The organism is Salinactinospora qingdaonensis (assembly GCF_039539445.1).
In the GTDB taxonomy this organism is placed as follows: Bacteria; Actinomycetota; Actinomycetes; order Streptosporangiales; family Streptosporangiaceae; genus Salinactinospora; species Salinactinospora qingdaonensis.
In genome coordinates, this window is the sequence record NZ_BAABDD010000037.1 from 1 (window position 1) to 21,052 (window position 21,052).

23 protein-coding genes are annotated in these 21,052 nt (G+C 68.0%); 11 read left to right on the forward strand and 12 right to left on the reverse strand.

Annotation, left to right across the window (positions count from 1 at the left end; genetic code table 11):
* Positions 1-827 precede the first annotated feature (827 nt).
* Genes ABD848_RS22355 through ABD848_RS22365 form a run of 3 tightly spaced genes read right to left on the reverse strand, consistent with a single transcriptional unit; the run spans position 828 to position 1,692 of the window.
* Positions 828-1,181: a hypothetical protein gene (locus ABD848_RS22355; RefSeq protein WP_344976213.1), complete on the reverse strand. Its 354-nt coding sequence runs from the start codon at positions 1,179-1,181 to the stop codon at positions 828-830.
* Positions 1,178-1,498 (reverse strand): hypothetical protein, encoded by a 321-nt coding sequence (locus ABD848_RS22360; RefSeq protein ID WP_344976216.1) that lies wholly within the window; start codon positions 1,496-1,498, stop codon positions 1,178-1,180. Before ABD848_RS22360 ends, ABD848_RS22355 begins: the two co-directional genes overlap by 4 nt.
* Positions 1,498-1,692, reverse strand: a complete 195-nt coding sequence (locus ABD848_RS22365) for a hypothetical protein (protein WP_344976218.1) — start codon at positions 1,690-1,692, stop codon at positions 1,498-1,500. Before ABD848_RS22365 ends, ABD848_RS22360 begins: the two co-directional genes overlap by 1 nt.
* A gap of 419 nt (positions 1,693-2,111) precedes the next feature.
* On the opposite strand from ABD848_RS22365, the gene ABD848_RS22370 reads away from it, so the two are divergent.
* From ABD848_RS22370 to ABD848_RS22380, 3 genes are all read left to right on the forward strand, one after another.
* Positions 2,112-2,954 (forward strand): helix-turn-helix domain-containing protein, encoded by an 843-nt coding sequence (locus tag ABD848_RS22370; RefSeq protein WP_344976221.1) that lies wholly within the window; start codon positions 2,112-2,114, stop codon positions 2,952-2,954.
* 8 nt (positions 2,955-2,962) lie between these two features.
* The gene (locus tag ABD848_RS22375) at positions 2,963-3,163 is read left to right on the forward strand and encodes a DUF397 domain-containing protein (RefSeq protein WP_344976223.1); all 201 of its coding nucleotides are present in this window, start codon (positions 2,963-2,965) and stop codon (positions 3,161-3,163) included.
* Between the two features lie 135 nt (positions 3,164-3,298).
* Complete coding sequence (locus ABD848_RS22380) at positions 3,299-3,490, forward strand: DUF397 domain-containing protein (RefSeq protein ID WP_344976227.1); 192 nt, start codon at positions 3,299-3,301, stop codon at positions 3,488-3,490.
* Between the two features lie 269 nt (positions 3,491-3,759).
* Here the strand turns inward: ABD848_RS22380 and ABD848_RS22385 are convergent, their stop codons facing one another.
* The 5 genes from ABD848_RS22385 to ABD848_RS22405 all read right to left on the reverse strand — a co-directional run bounded on the left by ABD848_RS22385 (position 3,760) and on the right by ABD848_RS22405 (position 7,639).
* On the reverse strand, positions 3,760-4,884 hold the full coding sequence (locus tag ABD848_RS22385; RefSeq protein ID WP_344976230.1) for a methyltransferase domain-containing protein: 1,125 nt from the start codon (positions 4,882-4,884) through the stop codon (positions 3,760-3,762).
* 310 nt (positions 4,885-5,194) lie between these two features.
* Entirely contained in the window at positions 5,195-5,848 is a 654-nt protein-coding gene (locus tag ABD848_RS22390; RefSeq protein ID WP_344976233.1) for a VanZ family protein, read from the reverse strand.
* Between the two features lie 3 nt (positions 5,849-5,851).
* Positions 5,852-5,983: a hypothetical protein gene (locus ABD848_RS22395; RefSeq protein ID WP_344976235.1), complete on the reverse strand. Its 132-nt coding sequence runs from the start codon at positions 5,981-5,983 to the stop codon at positions 5,852-5,854.
* 70 nt (positions 5,984-6,053) lie between these two features.
* Positions 6,054-7,124: a CU044_5270 family protein gene (locus ABD848_RS22400; RefSeq protein ID WP_344976237.1), complete on the reverse strand. Its 1,071-nt coding sequence runs from the start codon at positions 7,122-7,124 to the stop codon at positions 6,054-6,056.
* Positions 7,121-7,639, reverse strand: coding sequence for an RNA polymerase sigma factor (locus ABD848_RS22405; protein ID WP_344976240.1), 519 nt, complete (start codon positions 7,637-7,639; stop codon positions 7,121-7,123). Before ABD848_RS22405 ends, ABD848_RS22400 begins: the two co-directional genes overlap by 4 nt.
* A gap of 287 nt (positions 7,640-7,926) precedes the next feature.
* Between ABD848_RS22405 and ABD848_RS22410 the strand changes: the two genes are divergently transcribed.
* Together ABD848_RS22410 and ABD848_RS22415 are read left to right on the forward strand one after the other, a co-directional pair.
* Positions 7,927-8,823 carry a YwqG family protein gene (locus ABD848_RS22410; RefSeq protein WP_344976243.1) on the forward strand — a complete coding sequence of 299 codons (897 nt, stop codon included), beginning with the start codon at positions 7,927-7,929 and terminating at the stop codon, positions 8,821-8,823.
* Positions 8,824-8,827: 4 nt separating this feature from the next.
* Complete coding sequence (locus ABD848_RS22415) at positions 8,828-9,049, forward strand: hypothetical protein (RefSeq protein ID WP_344976245.1); 222 nt, start codon at positions 8,828-8,830, stop codon at positions 9,047-9,049.
* A 217-nt stretch (positions 9,050-9,266) separates the two neighbouring features.
* On the opposite strand, the gene ABD848_RS22420 is transcribed toward ABD848_RS22415, so the two are convergent.
* Positions 9,267-10,169, reverse strand: coding sequence for an aminoglycoside phosphotransferase family protein (locus ABD848_RS22420; protein ID WP_344976248.1), 903 nt, complete (start codon positions 10,167-10,169; stop codon positions 9,267-9,269).
* A 195-nt stretch (positions 10,170-10,364) separates the two neighbouring features.
* Here ABD848_RS22420 and ABD848_RS22425 point away from each other — a divergent pair, with 195 nt between their 5' ends.
* Positions 10,365-11,255, forward strand: a complete 891-nt coding sequence (locus ABD848_RS22425) for an NAD(P)-dependent oxidoreductase (protein WP_344976251.1) — start codon at positions 10,365-10,367, stop codon at positions 11,253-11,255.
* A gap of 291 nt (positions 11,256-11,546) precedes the next feature.
* Here the strand turns inward: ABD848_RS22425 and ABD848_RS22430 are convergent, their stop codons facing one another.
* Positions 11,547-12,440, reverse strand: coding sequence for an AraC family transcriptional regulator (locus tag ABD848_RS22430; RefSeq protein ID WP_344976254.1), 894 nt, complete (start codon positions 12,438-12,440; stop codon positions 11,547-11,549).
* Between the two features lie 38 nt (positions 12,441-12,478).
* On the opposite strand from ABD848_RS22430, the gene ABD848_RS22435 reads away from it, so the two are divergent.
* On the forward strand, positions 12,479-13,111 hold the full coding sequence (locus ABD848_RS22435) for a LysE family translocator (RefSeq protein WP_344976257.1): 633 nt from the start codon (positions 12,479-12,481) through the stop codon (positions 13,109-13,111).
* Between the two features lie 211 nt (positions 13,112-13,322).
* Here the strand turns inward: ABD848_RS22435 and ABD848_RS22440 are convergent, their stop codons facing one another.
* Positions 13,323-14,147, reverse strand: a complete 825-nt coding sequence (locus ABD848_RS22440) for a hypothetical protein (RefSeq protein WP_344976260.1) — start codon at positions 14,145-14,147, stop codon at positions 13,323-13,325.
* Positions 14,148-15,220: 1,073 nt separating this feature from the next.
* Between ABD848_RS22440 and ABD848_RS22445 the strand changes: the two genes are divergently transcribed.
* The 4 genes from ABD848_RS22445 to yjfF are packed head-to-tail and all read left to right on the forward strand — an operon-like array spanning position 15,221 to position 19,902.
* Positions 15,221-16,219 (forward strand): ABC transporter substrate-binding protein, encoded by a 999-nt coding sequence (locus ABD848_RS22445; RefSeq protein ID WP_344976263.1) that lies wholly within the window; start codon positions 15,221-15,223, stop codon positions 16,217-16,219.
* Between the two features lie 31 nt (positions 16,220-16,250).
* Positions 16,251-17,777: a sugar ABC transporter ATP-binding protein gene (locus tag ABD848_RS22450; RefSeq protein WP_344976266.1), complete on the forward strand. Its 1,527-nt coding sequence runs from the start codon at positions 16,251-16,253 to the stop codon at positions 17,775-17,777.
* Entirely contained in the window at positions 17,774-18,889 is a 1,116-nt protein-coding gene (locus tag ABD848_RS22455; RefSeq protein ID WP_344976268.1) for an ABC transporter permease, read from the forward strand. The genes ABD848_RS22450 and ABD848_RS22455 overlap by 4 nt, the downstream gene beginning before the upstream one ends.
* Positions 18,886-19,902 carry a galactofuranose ABC transporter, permease protein YjfF gene (gene yjfF / locus ABD848_RS22460; protein WP_344976271.1) on the forward strand — a complete coding sequence of 339 codons (1,017 nt, stop codon included), beginning with the start codon at positions 18,886-18,888 and terminating at the stop codon, positions 19,900-19,902. Before ABD848_RS22455 ends, yjfF begins: the two co-directional genes overlap by 4 nt.
* 87 nt (positions 19,903-19,989) lie before the next feature.
* On the opposite strand, the gene bla is transcribed toward yjfF, so the two are convergent.
* Entirely contained in the window at positions 19,990-20,973 is a 984-nt protein-coding gene (gene bla, locus ABD848_RS22465; RefSeq protein ID WP_344976274.1) for a class A beta-lactamase, read from the reverse strand.
* Positions 20,974-21,052: the final 79 nt, after the last annotated feature.

Genomic DNA, 21,052 nt, shown 5'->3' on the forward strand with positions numbered 1-21,052 from the left:
GTGTTGGAGGGGGCGTTGTTCGCTCGTGTCTCGATCGCTTCGCGATCTCGACAGCCCAGGGGAGGCCGAGGGGTGAGGAGGGGCGAGCCGAGGCCGGGGTGGCAGGTAGTGCTGTGGTTCGACGGTGGTCAGGCGTGGTAGGTCCGGTGGATGAACCATGCTGAAACCCCTCCAGGCACAACAGTTCCCCGCCCGCCTCCTGGCCCCTCGGGGGAGGGTGCCTGAAGGGAGCCCCCTCCCTGGCACCCCCGGGAAGATTTCCTCAAGAGAGCACCCCTCCCTGGTGTTCTTTCCGGACAGGTTTCCTGAAGGGAGCTTCCTGGCTGCCGAGATCGTGAGCATGGGCGCCACGGGATCGCGCCAGATACCTAAGTCCCTCCCTGGCTGCTGAGATCGTGAGTTTGGGCGCCACGGGATTGCGTCAGATGTCTAAGTGCCCTCTGGCTGCTGAGGTCGTGAGTTTGGGCGCCACGGGATTGCGTCAGATGTCTAAGTGCCCTCTGGCTGCTGAGGTCGTGAGTTTGGGCGCCACGGGATTGCGTCAGATGTCTAAGTCCCCCCTGGCTGCTGAGATCGCGAAGCGATCGAGGCACGAGCGGCGGGTGAGGGGCTTTGATCTCCTTGCTTCGAAAGTTCCTTTTTCGCCTCCTCAACCCCGGTGGTGGGGAGGAGCCAACCTGACCAGCGGGTCTGTCCTTTTTATCCCGGTGCGACATATGGGGGTGCCCCATCCCCTCCGCGACGGGGCACCCCCCTGTGGGGCGGGCCGCGCTGGCCGGGGGTGTTCCAGTGCGGCCCTGAGGGATTGTGCTCTTTGCTCGGCCCGGTTAGGAGGGGGCGGGGGTGCGGCGCCGGCGGTGCCGCGGCTGGATCGGCCGCCGCCCGGCGGGAACCGCGGCCATGGGCGCGGTTGTTGCGGTGGCGGTGCCTCTGGCCGGTGGCTCGCCGGGGCGAGGTGGCCGGGTGGGCTTGCGCGGTCGCCGGCTGCGCAGGTCGTCGCGGCGGCGCGCACCCAGCACGGCGGCGATGAGCCCTTCCAGGGCTTGCGGCGTGGCGGCTTCCAGCAGGCGTGGGTGGCCGGGCAGGAGTGCCCACCATTGGCGGGTGTGGCTGCCGTGCCAGATGGTGGCGCCGGGGAAGCGGTGGTGCAGGTGGGCCAGGGCCGCATCCACCGGGCTCACCGCTCCTCTCCCGTCTGGCCGGGGGGCCAGGCGTGGCCGGTGGCATCCACATGGATACCGGTGTGGCCCGCCGGACGGATACACGGCCACGCCCTGGTGCGGCGTCGGGGCGTACCGGGCCACTGTCGGATGTGGGCCGAGCCGGGGCGGGGTTGGGTGCAGGCGTTGCCGTACTGATCGGCCAGATGGGTCAACAACGCCAACGAGGTCTGGCGCACCTGGCCCAACCACAAGGCCCGCTCCTGGGTACCCACCACCAACGCATCGGCCACCCGACGCAGGTGACACACCTGATCGCCCTCCCGAGGATCGCGCATCACCGGTCCACCTCCCGGGCGGGTTGAATCGTGAAGCGCGCCACCGGTTCTTCCCCGCTGTGGGCGTGGATCGGGGCGGTGAACTCCTCCAACGCGAACGCCAACTCGTCCAGGGTGTCGGCGGCCACCACGAGACCGTCTTCCACCCGGTGGTACGCGCGATAGGGCACCACCTGCCCCGGCTCATAGGTCAACCGCCACACGAGACGGTGACGCGCATGCAGCCCACAAAACCGGGCGTAATCCGGCGGCACCACCCCCAGACCAACCGCATACGAGCGCACCCGCGACGCACGCGCCGAAGGGGCAGAGCAGAACGCGGGGTCAGCCGATTCGGCGCCACTCCGGGACGGGGTCGTGCGATTATGGCCGCGCCCGGTGCCAACTGTCGGCAACATATGTAAAACAGAAAGTAGTGGTACGAGTGTCATGAGTTCCCCTCTCGGGGGTTGAGCCGGCTGGAGAGGCCGGCAGGGATTTCGAGCTACCACCATCATGGAACCTGAATTTCAGGATTTCAAGAGTACACTGAAATCCCGTTCTTGAAATCCAGGAATGTCTGATTCATCCTGTTGGCTCTACGATCAAGAGAAACGTCGCTCTTGGGAGACACATGAGTACCCGCTACAGCCCAACAGTTCGCCGACGACGCCTCTCCCACGAGATCAAGCGCCGCCGCCTACAGGCCCGCATGACTTTGGATGAAGCAGCCAAGACCGCGGAGATCGCACGCACCACTGTTAGCAACATCGAGTCCGGTGAGAAGAAACGCCCGCAGGTCAACGAGATCAAAGCGCTCCTCGACGCTTACCAAATCGAGGATGAGCGCGAGCGAGAAGAGATTTTGACGCTGTGTCGGCAGTCGCGTGAACGTGGCTGGTGGGCGCGGTACAAGGATGTGCTGCGCGGTAGTAAGTACATCGGGTTCGAGACTGAAGCGTCGATGATCAGCAATTGGGAACCGCTGGTCGTACCCGGTCTACTCCAGATCCCGGAGTACGTTGAGCTGTTGGCCAAGACAGCTCTAGTTCGCGACCCCACCGAGATTCAGCGCATGGTGGACGCTCGTATGGAGCGGCAGAAGATCCTCCGCGAGGAACCACCTGAACTCTGTGCCGTATTCGGAGAAGCAGCGCTATTGGCGTTGACCGAGCACCCGGATGTGCTGCATCGCCAGGTCGAACACCTGATCCAGATGGCCGAGGGAACTTCCCCGACCACGTTGCAGATGGCTCCTGCCACCCGCCTGAATCCTGGCAGTGCGGGTGGGTTTGCCATCATGGATTTCCCTACCACGGTAGATCCGCCGGTGGTGTTTTTGGAGACCGACACTGATGGTCTCTACTTGGAGCACCCCGAGGAGGTAGCCCGGTACCGCACACTGCTTGGGCATTTGCGCGTCATAGCCCTCACTCCTGAGGAGACTGTGGAACGTCTACACAAGATGATCAGCTAGGAAGCCACATGAACTCGATGATCCCCGACGACCTATTCCGTACATCCAGCTACAGTCAGCCGAAATCACACAACTGCGTTGAGGTCGCCGACCTGCCAGGCGTGTCTGCCGTGCGCGACACGCAGAACCGCGAAGCTGGCCATCTCTCATTCGCGTCTGCGGAGTGGGCCGCCCTGGTAGGTGCAGTGAAAAGCGACGAGCTCGCCTGAGCTTGAACAACGAGAAGGCTCCCAACCAAGGCCGGTTGGGAGCCTTCTCACACTCGAAATCCCACGGATATCTTATCCGCATGCGAGCGGATTCGTGCTCTCTTGGCATCCCGCGTTTAGGAGAAGCTGGTGTCCATGTCTGAAACATCCCACTGGCTCTTCCGCAAGTCCAGCTCCACCGGCAGCAGGGACAACTGCGTCGAGGTGGCCGATACCCCCGGCGTAACCGCCCTTCGCGACACCAAAAACCGGCAGGAGAGCACCCTGTCCTTCTCTTCTGGTGAGTGGCGTGCCTTCATCGACGCTGCCAAACGAGACGCTTTCTAGCACGACAAGCGGGAGCCCCTGGCAGCTAAGGCTGCCAGGGGCTCCCGTGTACTCGTTCCGTAAGCATGATATCGCAGCAGGCCAAGACCAACCACATATGCCTCTTTTGGGCCTACCAACTTCCGTATTAGCCACTCAGGGCTGCTTGTCGGTGCTGTTGCAGCCGATGCAGTTGATTCGGACTTCCTGGTTGTCCTTGTTGTAGGTCTGGTATCCCGTGCCGTCGCACATCGAGCACTTCACCGGCTCTGTCCGGTGCTTGCCGCCCATCAATTCTCCAGTTCGGGTATTCGGTTGTCGGGGGTGTCGAGCCACGCGTGTTGGCCCTGGGGAGCCACGGTCAGGCCGAAGCGCTCCACGCCCGGCTCGCCCCAGCCCACCCAGGTGAGGTAGGCCGTTTCCGCCTGGTCCCACAGGTTGCGTGGCCCTTGCTGTTCAACCGCGGCTTCGCCGCCTTCGACGGGCCGGGTGGCGATGGCGTGGGAGGGACCGGACAGCTCGCGCAGCACCACCGCGTGCGAACCGTCCGACCGGTCACCGCCACCGACATAGACCCCCGGCAACATCCCCGCCAGCGCCACGCTCAGCCCCCGCCCGGCGCGGGTGAGGCGCCGCGGGTCCACCCGCGCGGTAGATTCGCGCACCTGCCCGCGGATCGGCGGGCGACGGGGGCGTTGGGCGCGCAGCAGCATGTAGGCGGCCTCACCACCGGGGAAACGGCCCACGGCTCGATCGCCGGTCACGGTGAGCCGGGCCTTGGGGCCGTTACCGATCCCGTTGGGGGTCCACGGCAGCACGATCACTCCGCCGGGGCGGGTCTGTTCCACCCAGGCGTAGGGCACCTCGCGCACCCCGCACGTGACATGCACCCGGTCATAGGGGGCGCTTGCGGGCCAACCAGCCGCACCCTCGCCCACCACCAGACGGGGGGCCAACCCGGCACGCTCCAGGTTGGCCCGAGCCTGCGCGGCCACCCGCTCATCCACCTCGACCGAGGTCACCCGATCCGCGCCCAACCGCGCCGACAGCACCCCCGCCGTCCACCCCGTGCCCGTGCCGATCTCCAACACCTGGTCACCGTCGTAAGGATCGAGCAGATTGAGGAAGTCCAACACCATCGCCGGCGCGGAACACGAGCTGGTCCAGTCGCGGGCGGTCCATGGCGAGGTCGCGGTCAGTGTGGTCTCGCCGTCGTCGATCTGGGTGAGGATGGCGCCGTCCCCATCGACCGCCGCCTGCCAGGTTTGGGGATCGGCGTTGCGATCAAGCAGCCCGTCATCGACGGTCCACGCGATGTCGGGTACGAACAACCGCCGAGGCGCCGCCCGCAGCGCCTCGGCCCACTCGGGCGTGGGGGCAAGAGCGGCCAGGTCACCAGGGCCGGGAGGAGTCATATGGTAAAAGTAATCCCACGATGGCGTTGTGTCACCGCTTTGGCCACTCTCGGTCACCGGCCGCAATGGCGCGCCAGCGCGCTCAGGGCGACAACCCGCTTAGGTTGTTGTTTTTGACAAGGGCGGCGAGGGCGGGTGGTGGGCGCGCGCGGGTGAGCGCCCCCTCAGGCTGCTGAGGTCGCGCAGCGAGCGAGGCACGAGTGAACGGAGAACACTCCCCGCGCCCCACACCCCAGCCGTTCAAAAAACAACAACCTAGTCGACAAAGAGACCACACACCTCGCCCGCCCAGCGGCGTGCCCTTTCAAAATCACTGCTCGCTGCCACGGAAACGAGAATGCTCCACGCCCATGGCCGCGGTGGCGGCCATGGCGACGCCGAGCCACGCTCCCGCGGAGTTGACGATCAGGTCACCGATTTCCGCGCTGCGTCCGGCGGCCAGCACCCACTGGGCGAACTCGATCGTCAGCGACAGGGCGGGACCGGCCAGCAGGCGCGCCCACCAGGGGGAGAAAGCGGCGAAGGCCACGATGCCGATCGGGACGAACAGCAAAGCGTTGACCACCTTCTCCTCCACGATCAGGGCCGCAGAGTCGGAAGACTCTTCGAGCGGGGGAGCCCGAAGCGCCTCCAGTTCGGCGCGTTGGGAAGGGGCCAGGTCATCGCCGTGGGCGTCGAACCACACCGCGCCGCCGTCGACGGTGGGGTAGCGGTAGAAGGCGGCGTCACCGGGGTGCGCCTCGCGGCGAGCCTGTGCCACCTCCGCCGCCGACAACTCCTGGGCACCGTAGTAGATCCGCTCGTCGGGCTCCTGGCCCACGTAGGCGCCCTCCGGCTCGTCGGTCACGTGCTCATAGGCCAGCAGCGGGTCCCAATGCACGTGCCTATCGATGGTGCCGATCTGGTCCAAGCCCAGCAGCGGTGCGGCCAGCACCAGCAGGTACACCGCGCTCGCCGCCGCCAACAGTCAGCGGGCCTCACGGGCGAACGCCCGCGGCGCCCGGCGGCGCCACCGGGCCACCACCACGGCCGCGCCCGCCAGCACCACCAGGGCGATGCTCACCGTCAGCGGGTTCGTGTAGAGCAACACTGTCCACATCGCGCTCTCTTTCGAAAACGGTTCGTTCGTGACGTCGGGCAGGTGTCCCGATCGCTTCACCGACGAGCGCCTACGGGCGCTGCTGGAGGCTGTCGGTGAATCCGGCGTCGAGGTAGAGGGTGTAGGAGATCACTGAGGGGACGGGGACGTTGAGTTCGCCGGCGTCTTCGGTGAGGACGGCCTCGTGAGCGAGTAAGCGTCCGGACTCAGGGGCGAAGATCAGGATCTCCTGCATCGGAAGGCCGCTGCTGTCGGTTTCCAGAGAGACGGCGACACCGGGGCGCCCGTGGCGGTCGGTGACGGTTCCCTCATAGGTCAGCTCGTCGATCTCGGCCAGGCCCCGCAACGCAGCCGCGCCGACCTCGGGGCGCACGGGCAGGTCCCGGTAAAGGTGGGTGACGCCTTCGACCACGGCGACCTGGCCTCTGTCGGGGAAATTGTGTTCCTTTCTCAGTTGGCGGGTGAGGACGGTGGGATCGGTGGAGGGCTCTCCCGGAGTCCAGTACAGGGGGATTTCCTGGCGGCGTTCGTCGGTGGGTTCGCGGTCGGGCATGGGGTGGCCGCTGTCGCGCCACTCGGCTTCAGCCTCGGCAGACCTCCACTGCGGTGGCTGGGGCTCGGTGCGGATACGGCCCTGTCCGGTCTCGGGCGACACCCACTTTTCCCGAGTGGAGGGGACGATCACGGAGGTCACGGTCTCCCCGCCCACGGCGGTGGTCAGGTACCAGCCTTGGGTTTTCACATAGACGTAGCGGCCTGAGGAGGCGGGGGTGCTGCGCTGTTCGGCTGCGCGGCTCAGCTCCAGCAGCACCTCGCGGGCCGAGCGCGAGCCCGCCTCGGTGTCGTCGAACTCCAGCAGCGGCGGGGTCGCCGCGTAGGCGGGCGAGGCAGACCCGCCGGAGTCGGGCCAGCCGAGCACGCCGGCCACCACCGCGGCTGTAGCGGCACTGGCGGCGGCTCCCGCCACGAGCACGGTTCTGCGCGTAAGCCGCCTATTTCGGCGAGCGGGGGCGTCTGGGACGTGTTCGTCGGCGACGATGGCGGCGTAGGTGGCGGCGCGCCGCTGCGGGTCGCTGGAAAACGCGGTGGCCGGGTCCAGGTCGCCGAGCAGATCATGGACGGCGTCGCGGTCTGTTCTCATCGGTTCACCTCCACGCCCGTGTGCACGTTTTCCATCAGTCGTTCCAGCCGTTTACGCGCCCGGTGCAACCGGATGTAGGCAGCGGCCGCGCTACAATCCAGGACTTTTGCGACGGAAGGCATGTCCAGGCCCTCCCAGGCGATGAGCATCACCAGCTCTTTTTCGTCTTCTCGCAGACCTTGGAAGGCATGAAGTGTGGCTTGGCGCCGGATCACCGATTCAGCGTGGTCGGGATGGGATGAGCGTGGAGCGGCGGGGCCATCCATCGGTGTCAGGACCTCGCCGCGGCGCTGATCGCGACGTGCGACGTTGGAGACCATGTTTCTCGCCACGGCATATAACCAGGGCAACGGCTGCTGGAGGGGAACCTTCTCAAGTCGGCGCCACGCCACCGCGAACGTTTCCGCCGCTATATCGGCCACTTGGTCCGGACCGACTCTTCGCACCGCATAGCGCAACACATCCTCGTAGTGACTCGCGTAGACGGCAGTGAATTCCTGCTCGTCACGGTCCATCCCAGTCGACACACCCTCTATATGTCGCGAAACGGGTAGATCTTTCCGGATGTGACATGAGTCATAGCTACTCGGATAAACGCAGGAAAGGAGGATTCAATCGCACGTTAAAGCGAGATCTTTGATCTTGAGATCTCCATATCTATCTCTCATTGCGAAAAAGCCGACAAGCGATCTGTAGACATGCCCAAAGAGAGAAGCCGAGGCAGGCGGATAGGGGCGGCCAATTGTCGGGGGCGGCTCGTAGGGTCCTTGGGTCGCGCGCTACCGACATGTTGGAGATGCATATGACCCGCCACACCCCGCCCCGGCCGGTGGACGTCGAGAAACTCTTTCCCGAGCTGATGCCGTGGCGCCGGGAGACGCTGCGGCTGCACCCGCGTACGGGCGAGCCGTCGTGCTACGACAACTCGGTGGGTGGGCCGCTGCTGTGGCCGGCCGAGGAGCCCTGGCCGGTGTGCACCGAGGAGCATTACACATTCGACGACGGTACGCCCTCCGAGGCCGAGGTTTCGCTGGTGCCGATCGTGCAACTCCACCAGGCCGATGCGCCCGGGGTCGCGTTCCCGCCGGGATGTGACCTGTTGCAGGTGCTGTGGTGCCCCTTCAACCATGGTGAGCTTTTTTGTCCCCTGCCTCGGGTCTATTGGCGCGCTGCCGGTGACGTTGGGGCGGTGCACCCCACGCCCGCCGCGCCTGCCGACGCTGAGGAGAACCACGTGGCCGACCCGTGTGTGGTCCACCCCGAGCAGGTGACAGAGTACCCCAGCCATGACCTGCCCAATGAGCTTGCCACCTCCCTTGAGCAGCGCTTCGACCGGCTTGAGGAGGAGACCGGCTGGTTCTACTACCACCACCTCGCCGACGCTCCCGGCATCAAGGTGGGCGGCTATCCGGGCTGGACCCAGGACCCGGTGTGGCCCGACTGCACATCGTGTGGCCAGGCCATGGAGCACCTGCTCACCGTCGCCAGCGGAGAGTTCGACGGAAGTTCCTGGTTCACCTGGTTGCCGGTGGAAGACCGACCTGCCGCTGAGAGTGATGCGCCACTGTTCGACTCCGAAACGGCCTCGGCAGCCGTGGACTCGCCCGGCCTGACGCTGGGCGACATGGGCGGGGTGTACATCTTCGAGTGCCGCTCGTGCCCCGAGCGCCCCATCGACCATTGGTTCGACTGCTCATGACGAGGTGACCGCCGCAACAACCGCCCACCGCCAGAAGCAGCCCTTCCGTCGAGTGCCCCTCCTGCGACGGCGAGGGGCACGCCGGTGGCACCGCCCCGGAGCCGTCATTGCCCCCGGTGGCCACCCCTACGCCGCCATCAAGCTCCACATCCGCGAAGGCGTCATCGCCGCTATCGACATCACCGCCTACACGCCCGGCGCCACAAGCGCTGTCGACTCCGGCTGACAAGGGGCATCGGCGCTGCGGCGCCGCGGCACTAGGTTGTTGTTTTTCGAAAAGGGCGGCGAGGGCGGGCGGAGGGCGCGCAGGTGAGCGCCCCCTCAGGCTGCCGAGATCGCGCAGCGATCGAGGCACGAGCCAACGGAGAACACTTCCCGCGGCCCCCACCCCAGCCGTTCAAAAACAGAACCTAAGGGGGCGCCGTGGGTCAGTGGGGCGCAGGTCATGGGTGAGTGAGGACGCGCTGGAGGGTGTGGGCGGCCAGGGCGGCCATGCGTGGGGTGTCGTCGGAGCTCGCGGCGATGGCGACGCCCAGGTTGAGCGCCCAGCCGCGGGCGCGGCCCCAGGTGGTGGCGTCGATGTCGTCACGCTGGTCGAGGTGCGCGCGAAACCTCGCATGGGCCTCAGCGTCGAAGACGAGCCAGGCGGCGGCCAGGTCGGTGGCCGGGTCACCGCTGGTGAGATCGCCGAAGTCGATGACGGCGGCCAGCCGTGGCGCGGTGGTGTCGCCACGGTGGGTGAGGATGAGGTTGGCCGGGTGGAGGTCGCCGTGCAGCCACAACGGCGGACCGGCCCACAACGGCAGGGCCGCGAGCTCGTCCCAGAGCCGCCGCAGCTCGTCGGCGCGGGGGATACGGCCACTGTCCAGACGCTCGTGTACTGCTGGAGCGCGGCTGGCCAGGGCCACCCCCCGCACCGGGTTACGGGGAGCGGCTGCGGGAGCGGGAATGTGCAGCGCCGTGAGGAAGCGGGCCAGGTCGGCGGCGATGGCGCCACGCTGGGCGGGTGCGATGTCCAGGGCTGCCTGGCCCGGGAACCACGGGGTGATGCTCCACGCCCAGGGGTAGTCGGGGCTCGGTTCTCCCCTGCGCAGCGGCGCGGGGATGGCGACCTCCAAGCGCGAGGCCAGACCGGGGAGCCAGCGCTGCTCGTTGTCGACCAGGTCGGCGGCGAGCTGACGGCGGGGCAACCGTATACACATGTCCTCGCCCAGCCGATAGATCGCGTTGTCCCACCCGTTGGCGACCGGAGTCAGCCGCCGATCGGCCAGGTCAGGGTGCTGAGTACGCAGCAGCTTCGCCACGAGTTCAGGGGTGATCGCTATCTCCGCGGCCGGGATGTCCATGTCTAGAGCATCCACCAGACAGCGATACGCGCCAAACCCGTCGTGCCCCACAGGCGATCCCGGCGCCCCCCGGCACGAACACCACTGCCGGGCGCGACTTCCCCTGAGGCGACCCTCCCCGCCGGCACAAACGTTCAAGACCAGGGCCCCTCCCCGTCGCTAGAACGATCCCACCCACGTTCGTTAAGGAGTGCAATGGACACGGATACGGTGCGGCTCGGCTTCGCGGGGCTGGGCCTGATGGGGCTACCGATGGCGGTCAACCTGGCCCGCGCCGGCACACCGCTGGTGGTGTGGAACCGAACCCCGGACCGCTGCGCCCCGGCGGTCGACGCGGGCGCCTGCCAGGCCGCCAGCGCGGAGGACCTGTTCGAGCGGGCCAACGTGGTGATCCTCATGCTCGCCGACGAGACCGCGGTGGACGCGGTGCTCGCGCGCGGCACACCGGAGTTCGCGCCGCGGGTGCGCGGGACCACGATCGTGCACATGGGCACCGTGTCCGCCGCGTACTCGCGCACGCTCGACGCCGAGATCACCGCGGCTGGCGGTGCCTACGTCGAGGCGCCGGTCTCGGGCTCACGCGGCCCCGCCGAGGCCGGGGAACTCGTGGCGATGCTCGCCGGCCGCGACACCGACCGGCAGCGGGTGCGCCCGCTCCTGGCCCCGATGTGCTCGGCCGTGTTCGACTGCGGCCCCGCCCCGGGCGCGCTGCTGATGAAGTTCGCCGTCAACACGTTCCTGATCACCATGGTCACCGGGCTCACCGAGGCGTTCCACTTCGCCGATGGGCACGGGCTCGACACGGCCGTGCTGGAGCGCGTCCTCGACACCGGACCCATGGCGTCGAAGGTCTCGCGTGCCAAGGCGGGCAAGCTCCTCACCGGCGACCACTCCGCGCAGGCCGCCATCACCGACGTGCTCAAGAACAACCGGCTCATCGTCGAAGCGGCGCGGGACGCGGGCATCGCCTCGCCCCTGCTGGACGTCTGCCACGGCCTCTACGGGGAGACGGCGCAACTCGGCTACGGCGGTGCGGACATGGCCGCCGTCATCCGGGCGATCCAAGCCCGCACCGGCGGGGACTGAGCTGTTCGAGGTTGTGGAAGGGCTGCGCGGGCGGGCAATAGGCCGCATGATCGCCACGAGAGGGGCTTCCGCGCGGGCGAGGATCGCCTGGCGGCCATCCTCGCCGCGAGCGTGGCGCCACTGGGTTGTGTTGTTTTTTGAATGGCTGAGGTGGGGGCTGTGGGGGTGTTCTTCGTTCGCTCGTGCCTCGATCGCTGCGCGATCTCAGCAGCCCGCAGGGGCGCTCACCCGCTTGGGCCCACAGCTCGCCCCCGCTGCCCGCCCAAAAACAAAACCTAGGCGAAGCGGAATCTAGGCCGGGCGGGTGGCCGCGGTCCACGCGGCAGGCGTCAACCCGTAGGTTCGCTTGAACATCCGCGTCAGGTGGCTCTGATCGGCGAAGCCCGCCAGCACCGCCACGTCGCTGAGCCGGTGCCCCGCCAGCATCAGCTCCCGCGCGCGGTCCACCTGGCGCATGGTGCGAAAGCGCGTGGGGCTGGTGCCGAACGCCGCCCGGAACTGTCGGGCGATCGTCCAACGGTCGAGGTCGGCGACCCGTTCGAGCGTCTCGATGGGGTGTCGGGTCGTCGGATCGTCGAGTAGGACCGCGCGCACCCGCCGCATGGCGGCCAGATCGAGCGTGGCACTGCGCGAGGTGCGGCTAGAGGCCTGCCGGGCGAGCAGCTCGGTGATCGCGGAGGTGACCTCGGCGGCTTCGAGCTCGTCGAGCGGCCCCTCGATGTCGGTCAGCATCTCGGTGAGGTGACCTGCCAACGCCAACCCCAGGTCGGTCGCGCGGACCACCGGGTCGGCCACGAACGGCAGGGTGCGCCCGCCGAGGGCCTCCTGCACCAGCGCCGGGTCAAGGTAGAAGATCCGGTACCCGAAGCCGTCCTCGGTTCCCGGCGCGCCGTCGTGTGGCTCGTCGGGGTGCAGCACGTGCCACTCGCCGGGCAGACAGTGCCGTTGCTGCCCGCGGTAGCGGAAGGTCTGCACGCCCCGCAGCGTCACGCCCACGGCGTAGGTGTCGTGGCGGTGAGTCGAGAATGCGTCGCCCCGCAGAGAGGCTTCGAGCCGTTCGATGCCGGGCGCGCCGCCGCCGAACCGGAACCGACGGCCCGCACTCGTCCCCGCCGGCGGTGACGGTAGGTGGTGGCACAACGCTTCAAGACCGTCGCCGCCGGGCCGGTTTACGTTCGCTCCCACTCCATAGAAATTACCCCAGGAGACGAGGACGGTAAGCGATGCAGGTCCCGCTCAGCGCATCCGTAGCGGCGGAGCCCTACCTATCCCTGGTGATCACCGCGCTGATCGTCATAGGCAGCCCCGGCCCCGCCACCATCGGCGCGAGCGCCACAGCCACCGCCTTCGGGCTGCGGCGCTCCCTGCCTTACCTGCTCGGGAGCATCGCGGGCACCACGACGGTGCTCCTCGTGGTCGCGGCCGGGCTGGCGACGGTCCTCATGGCCCAACCGCGCGTCGGCCCCGTGCTGCTCGCTCTTTCCGTGGCCTATCTGGCCTGGCTGGCCTGGAAGATCGCGACCGCGCCGCCGCCTGCCGTCGACGCCGCACGGTCGCGTACCCCGCCCACCTGGCTGCACGGCCTCGTGCTCGGCGTGGCCAACCCCAAAGCCTACGCCGCGCTCGGCGCCCTGTTCGCCTCCCAGCACCTCGGCCTGCCCACCGCGATTCTTGAGAGCGCGGTGAAAACCACAGTCCTCACCGGGCTGATCGTGCTCATCCACCTCGGCTGGGCGGTGATCGGCGCCTCGATGGCGGCAGCGCTACAACGTCCGCGCGTCGCACGTGTGGTCAACGTCGCCCTCGCCGCCGCGCTGCTGGCCTCGACCGTCCCGCTCGTCGCCGACGTTCTTTGACCCCGAATGCGCTCTTGGCGTCCTGGAAAGTCGTCTCGACCGGACCGCACCACGCGGTCGGGAACGCTCGTCCAGGATTGGGGCACGTAGAGCTCGAAGCCGGCCAGGCATCGCCGCTTCGGATGCGCCCAGGCGGCGTAGAGGGCGGGCGGCGCTCGGCTGTACAAGCGCCCGGGCACGGCGAACCGTGTCGCCGTGCCCGGCGGGTGGTTCAGCGTCCTCGCACGTTGATGTGCTCGAAGGGGGAGTACACCCACTCGGTGGTGGGGCTTCCCTGGTAGGCCAGGAACCACGAGCCGTCCTCTTCGGCTTCACCGGAGCCGAACGCCCAACCGTTGCTGTAGGTGGTCAGCTCGTCCACGTACTGGTAGTAGGGGCTGTCGTCGGGGGCGAACACCAGGTCCAGCGGCTGCCCGGCCCCGGGGGCGTAGCCGCCGGAGGTCCAGTCGGCGAACTCCAGTTCACCGATCACGCTGATCGTGCGCCCCGGGGAGGCCACATTCGGGGAGGCGTCGGAGCTGAGTTTCGAGTCGCGCTTGAACGTCACGGTGTCGAGGTTGTCCGCGGTGACGGTGCCCTCGGGCCGGGGGGTTCCGTCCCAGGCGGTGTCCTTGGGGAAGGCCATGGCCGAGAGCGACCAGGTGCCCGCATAGCCGTTGTCGATCTCGGCCTCGCCGGTGTCCACGGTGAGCAGGAATGAGCAGACCGCGGCCGTGTCGCTGATTTCCATGCAGGTCTTGATGCCAGGGTAGGTCGTGGTGGCCTCCAGGGTGCGCCCGCCGGGGCCGTGCAGGGTGGCGGTGGCGCCGGACACTCTCATGCCGGAGTCGTCGCGGACGGCGAAGTCGATGTGGAAGGTGGTCGATTCGTTGGGCCCCAGGACGATCTCGTCGGTTTGGATCGCGCCGTAGTAGATCTCGGCCGGATCGGAGAGTTCGGCGTGGGCGGTGGGGGTGGTGAGCAGTGAGGCACTCGCCGCGGCCGTGGTGGCCAGGGCGAGGCCGGCGGCGCGCGGCCGTCCTCGATGGAGGGACATCGGGGGGGATACTCCGTTGCATGTGTCGGTGATCGAGCGTGCGCTTTTCGCGCGGCACGACGACGGTTCTTCCGAGTGGGAATCGGCGCGTGATCAGGGGTAACGATTCCGGTGTCCGCGGTTGAGGCGGATCGGATCGGAAAAGAACCGGCCCGACGGGGGCAAGGACGGAGGTTCAGCGGCCGTCGAACAGCACCCGGAAAGGGTAAACGGCCCGAAAATCTCCGACAACCGTGCCAAGCCGACCGCTGTCCCTCAGGGCCGCCGAGAAGAGGGGCGAAACGAGCCGGAATACAAGCCCGCCACCTGTGCACCGAACCGGAGCAAGATCAGGCGAGCCCGGCCCCGGAGTCTCCCGTTATCACGGTTGACCTCGTTAAATGATCAAGAGGACAGCCCCGCGAATACGAACCGCACGTACTCGTTCACACCGGGCGCAGCAAGGTGTGACGCAGCACGACTCTATGTCACCACCGGAAACGAGACGAAACCGTTAGACGACGCATCCTCCGTCGGGTGGGGCGGGCTTCCTCGACGGCCGTTCAACCGTGCCGAGGAGCGGCCGATCGAGGGGCGGTGTCCCTTGGGGTGCGGCGATCGCCTCGCGCTGTCCACCAAGGTCTCCGCTCCTGCGCCGCTATGGCCGCTCGGCGTGCCCGTGGCGAACACGCTCTTCCGCGAGACGGCCGCTGTCGGACGCGAAGGTCTCAGAGTGGTAAATCACTCTTGACGCGATTTATGTCAGCGCTGACACTTGTGACACACGTCACCGTCTAGTCATATCGGTTCCGTGGGAATGCGCCAACAACTTGTTTCTTCCTTCCACCCGCCCTGTGTGGTGGTTTGTTTGTCCATTCATTGTTAGCGCTAACAATCGTTCGTTCGGCCAATGGCGGTATGAGGGGGTTTCCCGCGTGGACAAGACAGTTTCGATGGCCACAACGGCCCCCGCTCTGGCCATGGCTATGACCGCTCTTCTTTCCATCCGTCCCGTGGGGCGGTTTGTTTAGCTACGTGGTGTTAGCGCTAACAATCGTTCGTCCGGCCCAAAGCGACATGAGGGAGTACCCCGTATGAACAAGACAGTTTCGATGGCCGCGGCGGCCCTCGCACTGGTCACGACCATGACCGCCTGCGGAAGCGGAAGCGAAAGCGAAGGCGCCGGCGGAGGCGCGGAGGGCGGTGGTGGCGGCGACACCATCGTCCTGGGGTTCTCACAGGTGGGAGCCGAGAGCGGCTGGCGCACCGCCAACACCAAGTCCATCAAGCAGTCCGCCGAGGACGCCGGCTTCGAACTGCGCTTCTCCGACGCCCAACAGCAGCAGGAGAACCAGATCCAGGCCATTCGCAGCTTCATCCAGCAGGGTGTGGACGTCATCGCCTTCTCCCCCGTCGTGGAGTCGGGATGGGACACCGTGCTCGTGGAGGCCCGGGCCGCGGACATCCCCGTCGTCCTCACCGACCGGGCGGTCGAGACCGACGAAGACGACGTCTACGAGACCTTCCTGGGCTCGGACTTCGTCGAGGAGGGCCGCAAGGCCGGCCGATGGCTGGTCGACGAGTACGCGGACTCCGACGAGGAGGTCCGCATCGTGGAACTGCAAGGCACCACCGGCTCCGCTCCGGCCAACGACCGCCGGGACGGCTTCGCCGAGATCATCGGCGAGGACGACAAGTTCGAGGTCATCGCCTCCCAGGACGGCGACTTCACCCGCTCCGGAGGCCAGGAGGTCATGCAGGCGTTCCTCAGCTCCCACGACGACATCGACGTTCTCTACGCGCACAACGACGACATGGCGCTGGGGGCCATCGAGTCCATCGAAGCCGCCGGGCTCGAACCCGGCGAGGACATCAAGATCATCTCAGTGGACGGCATCAAGGACGCCTTCCAGGCGATGGCCGACGGGAAGATCAACGTGGTCGTCGAGTGCAACCCGCTGCTCGGCCCGCAACTGATGGACCTGGTCGAGAAGGTGCACGCGGGCGAGGAGGTCCCCGAGCGCGTCAAGGTGGAGGAAGGTGTCTTCACCCAGGACCAGGCCGAGGAGGAACTGCCGAACCGCAAGTACTGATCCGTCCAGCCACCGACACGAAGGAGGGGCCGTGGACATCGCGGCCGAACCCGCCGTGCACATGAGCGGGATCGTGAAGGAGTTCCCCGGTATCCGGGCCCTGGACGGCGCCGGCCTGCGACTCAACCCAGGCGAGGCCCACGCCCTCTTGGGGGAGAACGGGGCCGGCAAGTCCACTCTGATCAAGGTCCTGACCGGAGTGCACCGCCCCGATGCCGGACACATCAGCATCGCGGGCAACCCGACCGACATCGCCGGCCCGCTCGACGCCGAACGCAACGGGATCGCCACCGTCTACCAAGAGGTGAACCTGTGCCCGAACCTCTCGGTGGCGGAGAACGTGCTACTCGGCCGCGAGCCGCGCGGGCTGCTCGGGATCGCGTCGCGGCGCATGAACCGGCGGGCGGCGGAACTGGCCGCGGAGATGGAGCTGGACCTCGACGTCACCCGCGCCCTGGGCGAGTACCCCATCGCGGTCCAGCAGCTCGTCTCCATCCTGCGGGCGATCGACCTCGACGCCCGGGTGCTCGTGCTGGACGAACCCACCTCCAGCCTGGACCGCGGTGAGGTGCGCATGCTGTTCGACCTGGTCGAAAGGCTGCGCTCGCGCGGGGTGGCGATCCTGTTCGTCACCCACTTCCTCGACCAGGTCTACGAGCTGTGCCAGCGCATGACCGTGCTGCGCAACGGCCACCTGGTCGGGGAATTCACCACCGCCGAACTCGGTCAGCGCGAACTCATCGGCCACATGCTCGGTGAGCAGGCCGGCGAGCTGGAGCGGCTGGAGGAGAGCACGCACGTCGACGGGCCGCCCCAGGACACGGCCCCGCTACTGCGGGCACGCGAGCTGGGGCGGTCGGGCGCGATCGAACCCTACGACCTGGACGTGGCACAGGGCCAGACCGTGGGGCTGGCCGGGCTACTCGGTTCCGGCCGGACAGAGGCGGCGCGGCTGCTGTTCGGCGCGGACCGCCCCGAAACCGGAACCGTGGAGGTGGACGGGCGGCCGGTGACACCGCGCACACCCCGCGCGGCCATCGCGGCGGGCCTGGCCTACTGCTCGGAGGACCGCAAAGCCGAAGGGCTGGTGGCCGGTCTGTCCGTCGCCGACAACCTGCTGCTGGCCATGCAGGCCGCCCGCGGCTGGATGCGCCCGATCTCCGCGAAGGCGCGCTCAGAGCTGGTCGAGCACTACATCGCCGCGCTGCGAATCCGCCCCGCCGCACCCGAGACCCCGGTCGGCACGCTCAGCGGCGGCAACCAGCAGAAGGTGCTGCTAGGGCGGTGGCTGATCATGCAGCCCCGGCTGCTGATCCTCGACGAGCCCACCCGAGGGATCGACGTCGGCGCGAAGGCGGAGGTGCAGCGGCTGGTGGCCCTCCAGTCCCAGGAGGGCACAGCGGTGCTGTTCATCTCCTCCGAACTGGAGGAGGTGCTGCGACTGAGCCACACGGTCGTGGTGCTGCGGGACCGCAGGGTGGTCAACACACTGGACAACACAGCGAGCCTGGACGTCGACCGGGTGCTCGCCGAGATCGCGGAAGGGGGGCCGCGGTGAGGGCAGCGCAGTTGCGGCGGCTGGTGTGGCCGCTGCTCGTACTGGCCGGACTGCTGGTCGCCAACCTGGTCGCCACACCCGGATTCTTCGAGGTCAGAATCCAGGGTGGCCGGTTGTACGGCAGCCTGATCGACATCTTGCACTTCGGTGCGCCTTTGCTCCTCATCTCGCTGGGCATGACGCTGGTGATCGCGCTGCGCGGCATCGACCTCTCGGTGGGCGCGGTGGTGGCCGTCTCCGGAGCTCTCGCCTGCACGATCATCGCCTCCTCCGCGGACCCGGGCTCGGTTCAGACGGCGGCCATCGCGGTCGCCGTAGCGCTGGGAGCCTCGGCGCTGCTGGGGCTGTGGAACGGTTTCCTGGTCGCGGTACTACAGATCCAACCGATCGTGGCGACACTGATCCTCATGGTCGCCGGCCGGGGGGTTGCGCAGCTCATCACGGGAGGCCAGATCACCACGGTCAACAGCGAGCCCTACCGCCAGATCGCCGCCGGCAGCCTGGCCACGGTGCCGGTGACCGTGCTCCTGGCCGCAGCGACCGTGCTGCTGATGTGGCTCCTGGTGCGCCGCACCGCGCTGGGCCTGCTCATCGAGGCCATCGGCGGCAACGCCGAAGCCGGGCGCCTCGCCGGAATCCGCGCGACCGGCCTGACCGTGGCCGCCTACACCTTCTGCGGCCTGTGCGCCGGACTGGCCGGGATCATCATCAGCGCCAACACCGGCAGCGCCGACGGCAACAACGCGGGCCTGTGGATCGAGCTGGACGCCATCCTCGCCGTCGTCATCGGCGGAACCCTGCTCACCGGCGGACGGTTCTCGATCGTGGGGACCGTGCTGGGCGCGCTCATCGTGCAGACCCTCTCCACGACGGTCTACACCATGGGTGTGCCGCCCGAGAGCGCGCAGGTGTTCAAGGCGCTCGTGGTGTTCCTGGTGTGCCTGTTGCAGTCGCCGCGGTTCCGCGCGCAGCTCGTGGCACCGTTCCGGCGTGGCAAAACATCGCATGAACCGCCGGCGCCCTCCGAACCCCCACCGCAAGACGAGGAGTCCGACGTGAGTCCCACAGGAACGAGCGCCGGGGCGCCGGACCGGCGGGAGGTGCAGCGATGACACTGCCTTCGGCCCCTCCCGCCCTGTCGGCCGCCGCCTCGCGCACCCGGAAACTGCTGGAGGGCCAGCGCAGGTTCATCCCCGTGACCATGGCGGGGCTCGTCCTCGTGCTCGTCTTCGCGGCCGGCTCCCTGCGCTACACCGGGTTCCTGGAGCCGCAGGTGGCGCTGAACCTGCTGGTGAACAACTCATTCCTCATCGTGCTGGCGGTAGGGGTGACGTTCGTGATCCTGGCCGGGGGCATCGACCTGTCCACCGGATCGGTGCTGGCGCTGTCGACGATGATCTGCGCCTGGCTGCTGCGCGAGGGCTGGCCCCCGCTGCTGGTCATCCCCGCCGCGTTGGCCGCGGGAGCCGTCATCGGCCTGGCCCAGGGCTGCATCATCCACTTCTACGGGGTGCAACCCTTCATCGCCACGCTGGGCGGCATGTTCTTCGCCCGCGGACTGTGCTACCTCATCAGCACCGAGTCGATCCCGATCACCGATCCCCTGTTCACCGCGCTCGCGCAGGCCCGGATACCGCTGCCGGGCGGCACTTCCCTCACGCTGGGCGCGCTGCTCGCGCTGGTGGTCGCGGGAGTGGCGGCCTACGTCCTGCATCGCACCCGGTTCGGCCGCAGCGTCTACGCGGTCGGCGGCAGCGAGTCCTCGGCGATGCTCATGGGCTTGGCGGTCGGCCGAGTCAAGGTCGGAGTTTACACGATCAGCGGGTTCTGCGCGGCGCTGGGCGGCGTGCTTTACACCTTCTACATCGCCTCCGGAAACAGCCTGCACGGCTTGGGCATGGAACTCGACGCGATCGCCGCCGTGGTGATCGGGGGCACCCTGCTCACCGGCGGGTTCGGCTACGTCATGGGCAGCGTGATCGGTGTGCTGACCCTCGGTACGATCCAGACGATCCTGGTCTTCGAGGGAACCCTCAGCTCCTGGTGGACCAAGATCGTGGCCGGAGCCCTGCTGTTCGCCTTCATCCTCCTCCAACGCGCCCTGGCACCCCGAGCCGCCAAGTAGCCCCCGTTCCCGGCCGCGTCCGCTGCCGGCCGGGAACGGTGCGCGCGACCGGTGTACTCGGCACCGATCGCGCGGTCGCCCTTCGCGCTATGTCAGGGCCTCGACGGCGACCTCGGCGGATTTCGCGATGAGGGCGTTGTCGTACCCGGCGTCCTCCTCACCCTTGCGGGACATGATCGCGAGGACGAGGGGGGCGTCGTCGGGCGGCCAGACGATCGCGATGTCGTTGCGCGTACCGTAGCCGCCCGCCCCGCTCTTGTCGCCGACCTCCCAGCCTTCGACGACCCCGGCGCGGATCAGCTCCTCCCCGGTCGTGTTGCCCTTGAGCATGTCGGTGAGGATCGCGCGCTTCTCGGCGGGCAGGGCCTCGCCCAGCGTGAACGCGCGCAGGCTGGTGGCCATGGCGCGCGGCGTGCTCGTGTCGCGGATGTCTCCGGGCGTGGCCTCGTTCAGATCGGTCTCGACCCGGTCCACGTGGGTGACGTCGTCGCCGATCTCCTCCAACGCTGCCTCCAGACCGTCGGGTCCACCGAGTTCGCCGAAGAGGAGGTTGGCCGCCGTGTTGTCGCTGTAGCGGACGGCGGCCTCACTCACCTCGCGCAGCGTCATCCCGGGGCAGACCTCCCGCTCGGGGGTGCAGGCGTACCGCTCGGTGACGGGGGAGTAGGTGACCAGGTCGTCCTCGGTGAAGGTGATGACCTTCTCGTTGAACTCCTCGATCGAGTTCCGCCGCAGCACGGCGCCGACGGAGAGAACCTTGTGGGTGGAGGCGTAGGCGAACCGATCGTCGGCCCGGTAGGTGACGGCCCGGCCGGTACCGGTGTCGACCGCGTAGACGCCGAGCCGGGTGTCGAACTCCCTTTCGAGCTTCTTGAACTCCCGGTGGGTGCGGCCACCACGATCCGACGACGCCGCCTCGGCCGACACGGCCGCCGTGGGTGACGCCGTCGACGTCGCCGTCGCGGACCCGGAACCGGCGGGGGCACCGGCCGTCGCGCAGCCGGCGAGCGGCGCGAGCGCCAGCGCGGCCACGGCCACGAGTTTGGCGCGCCGGGTGAGTTCAGTGGGCATGGTTCGGTCTCCCCGTCGTGCGGTGTGCCTGTCGGCCAGGCGGCCCCCAAGGCACGCCAGTGGTACGGAGGGCGTCCGG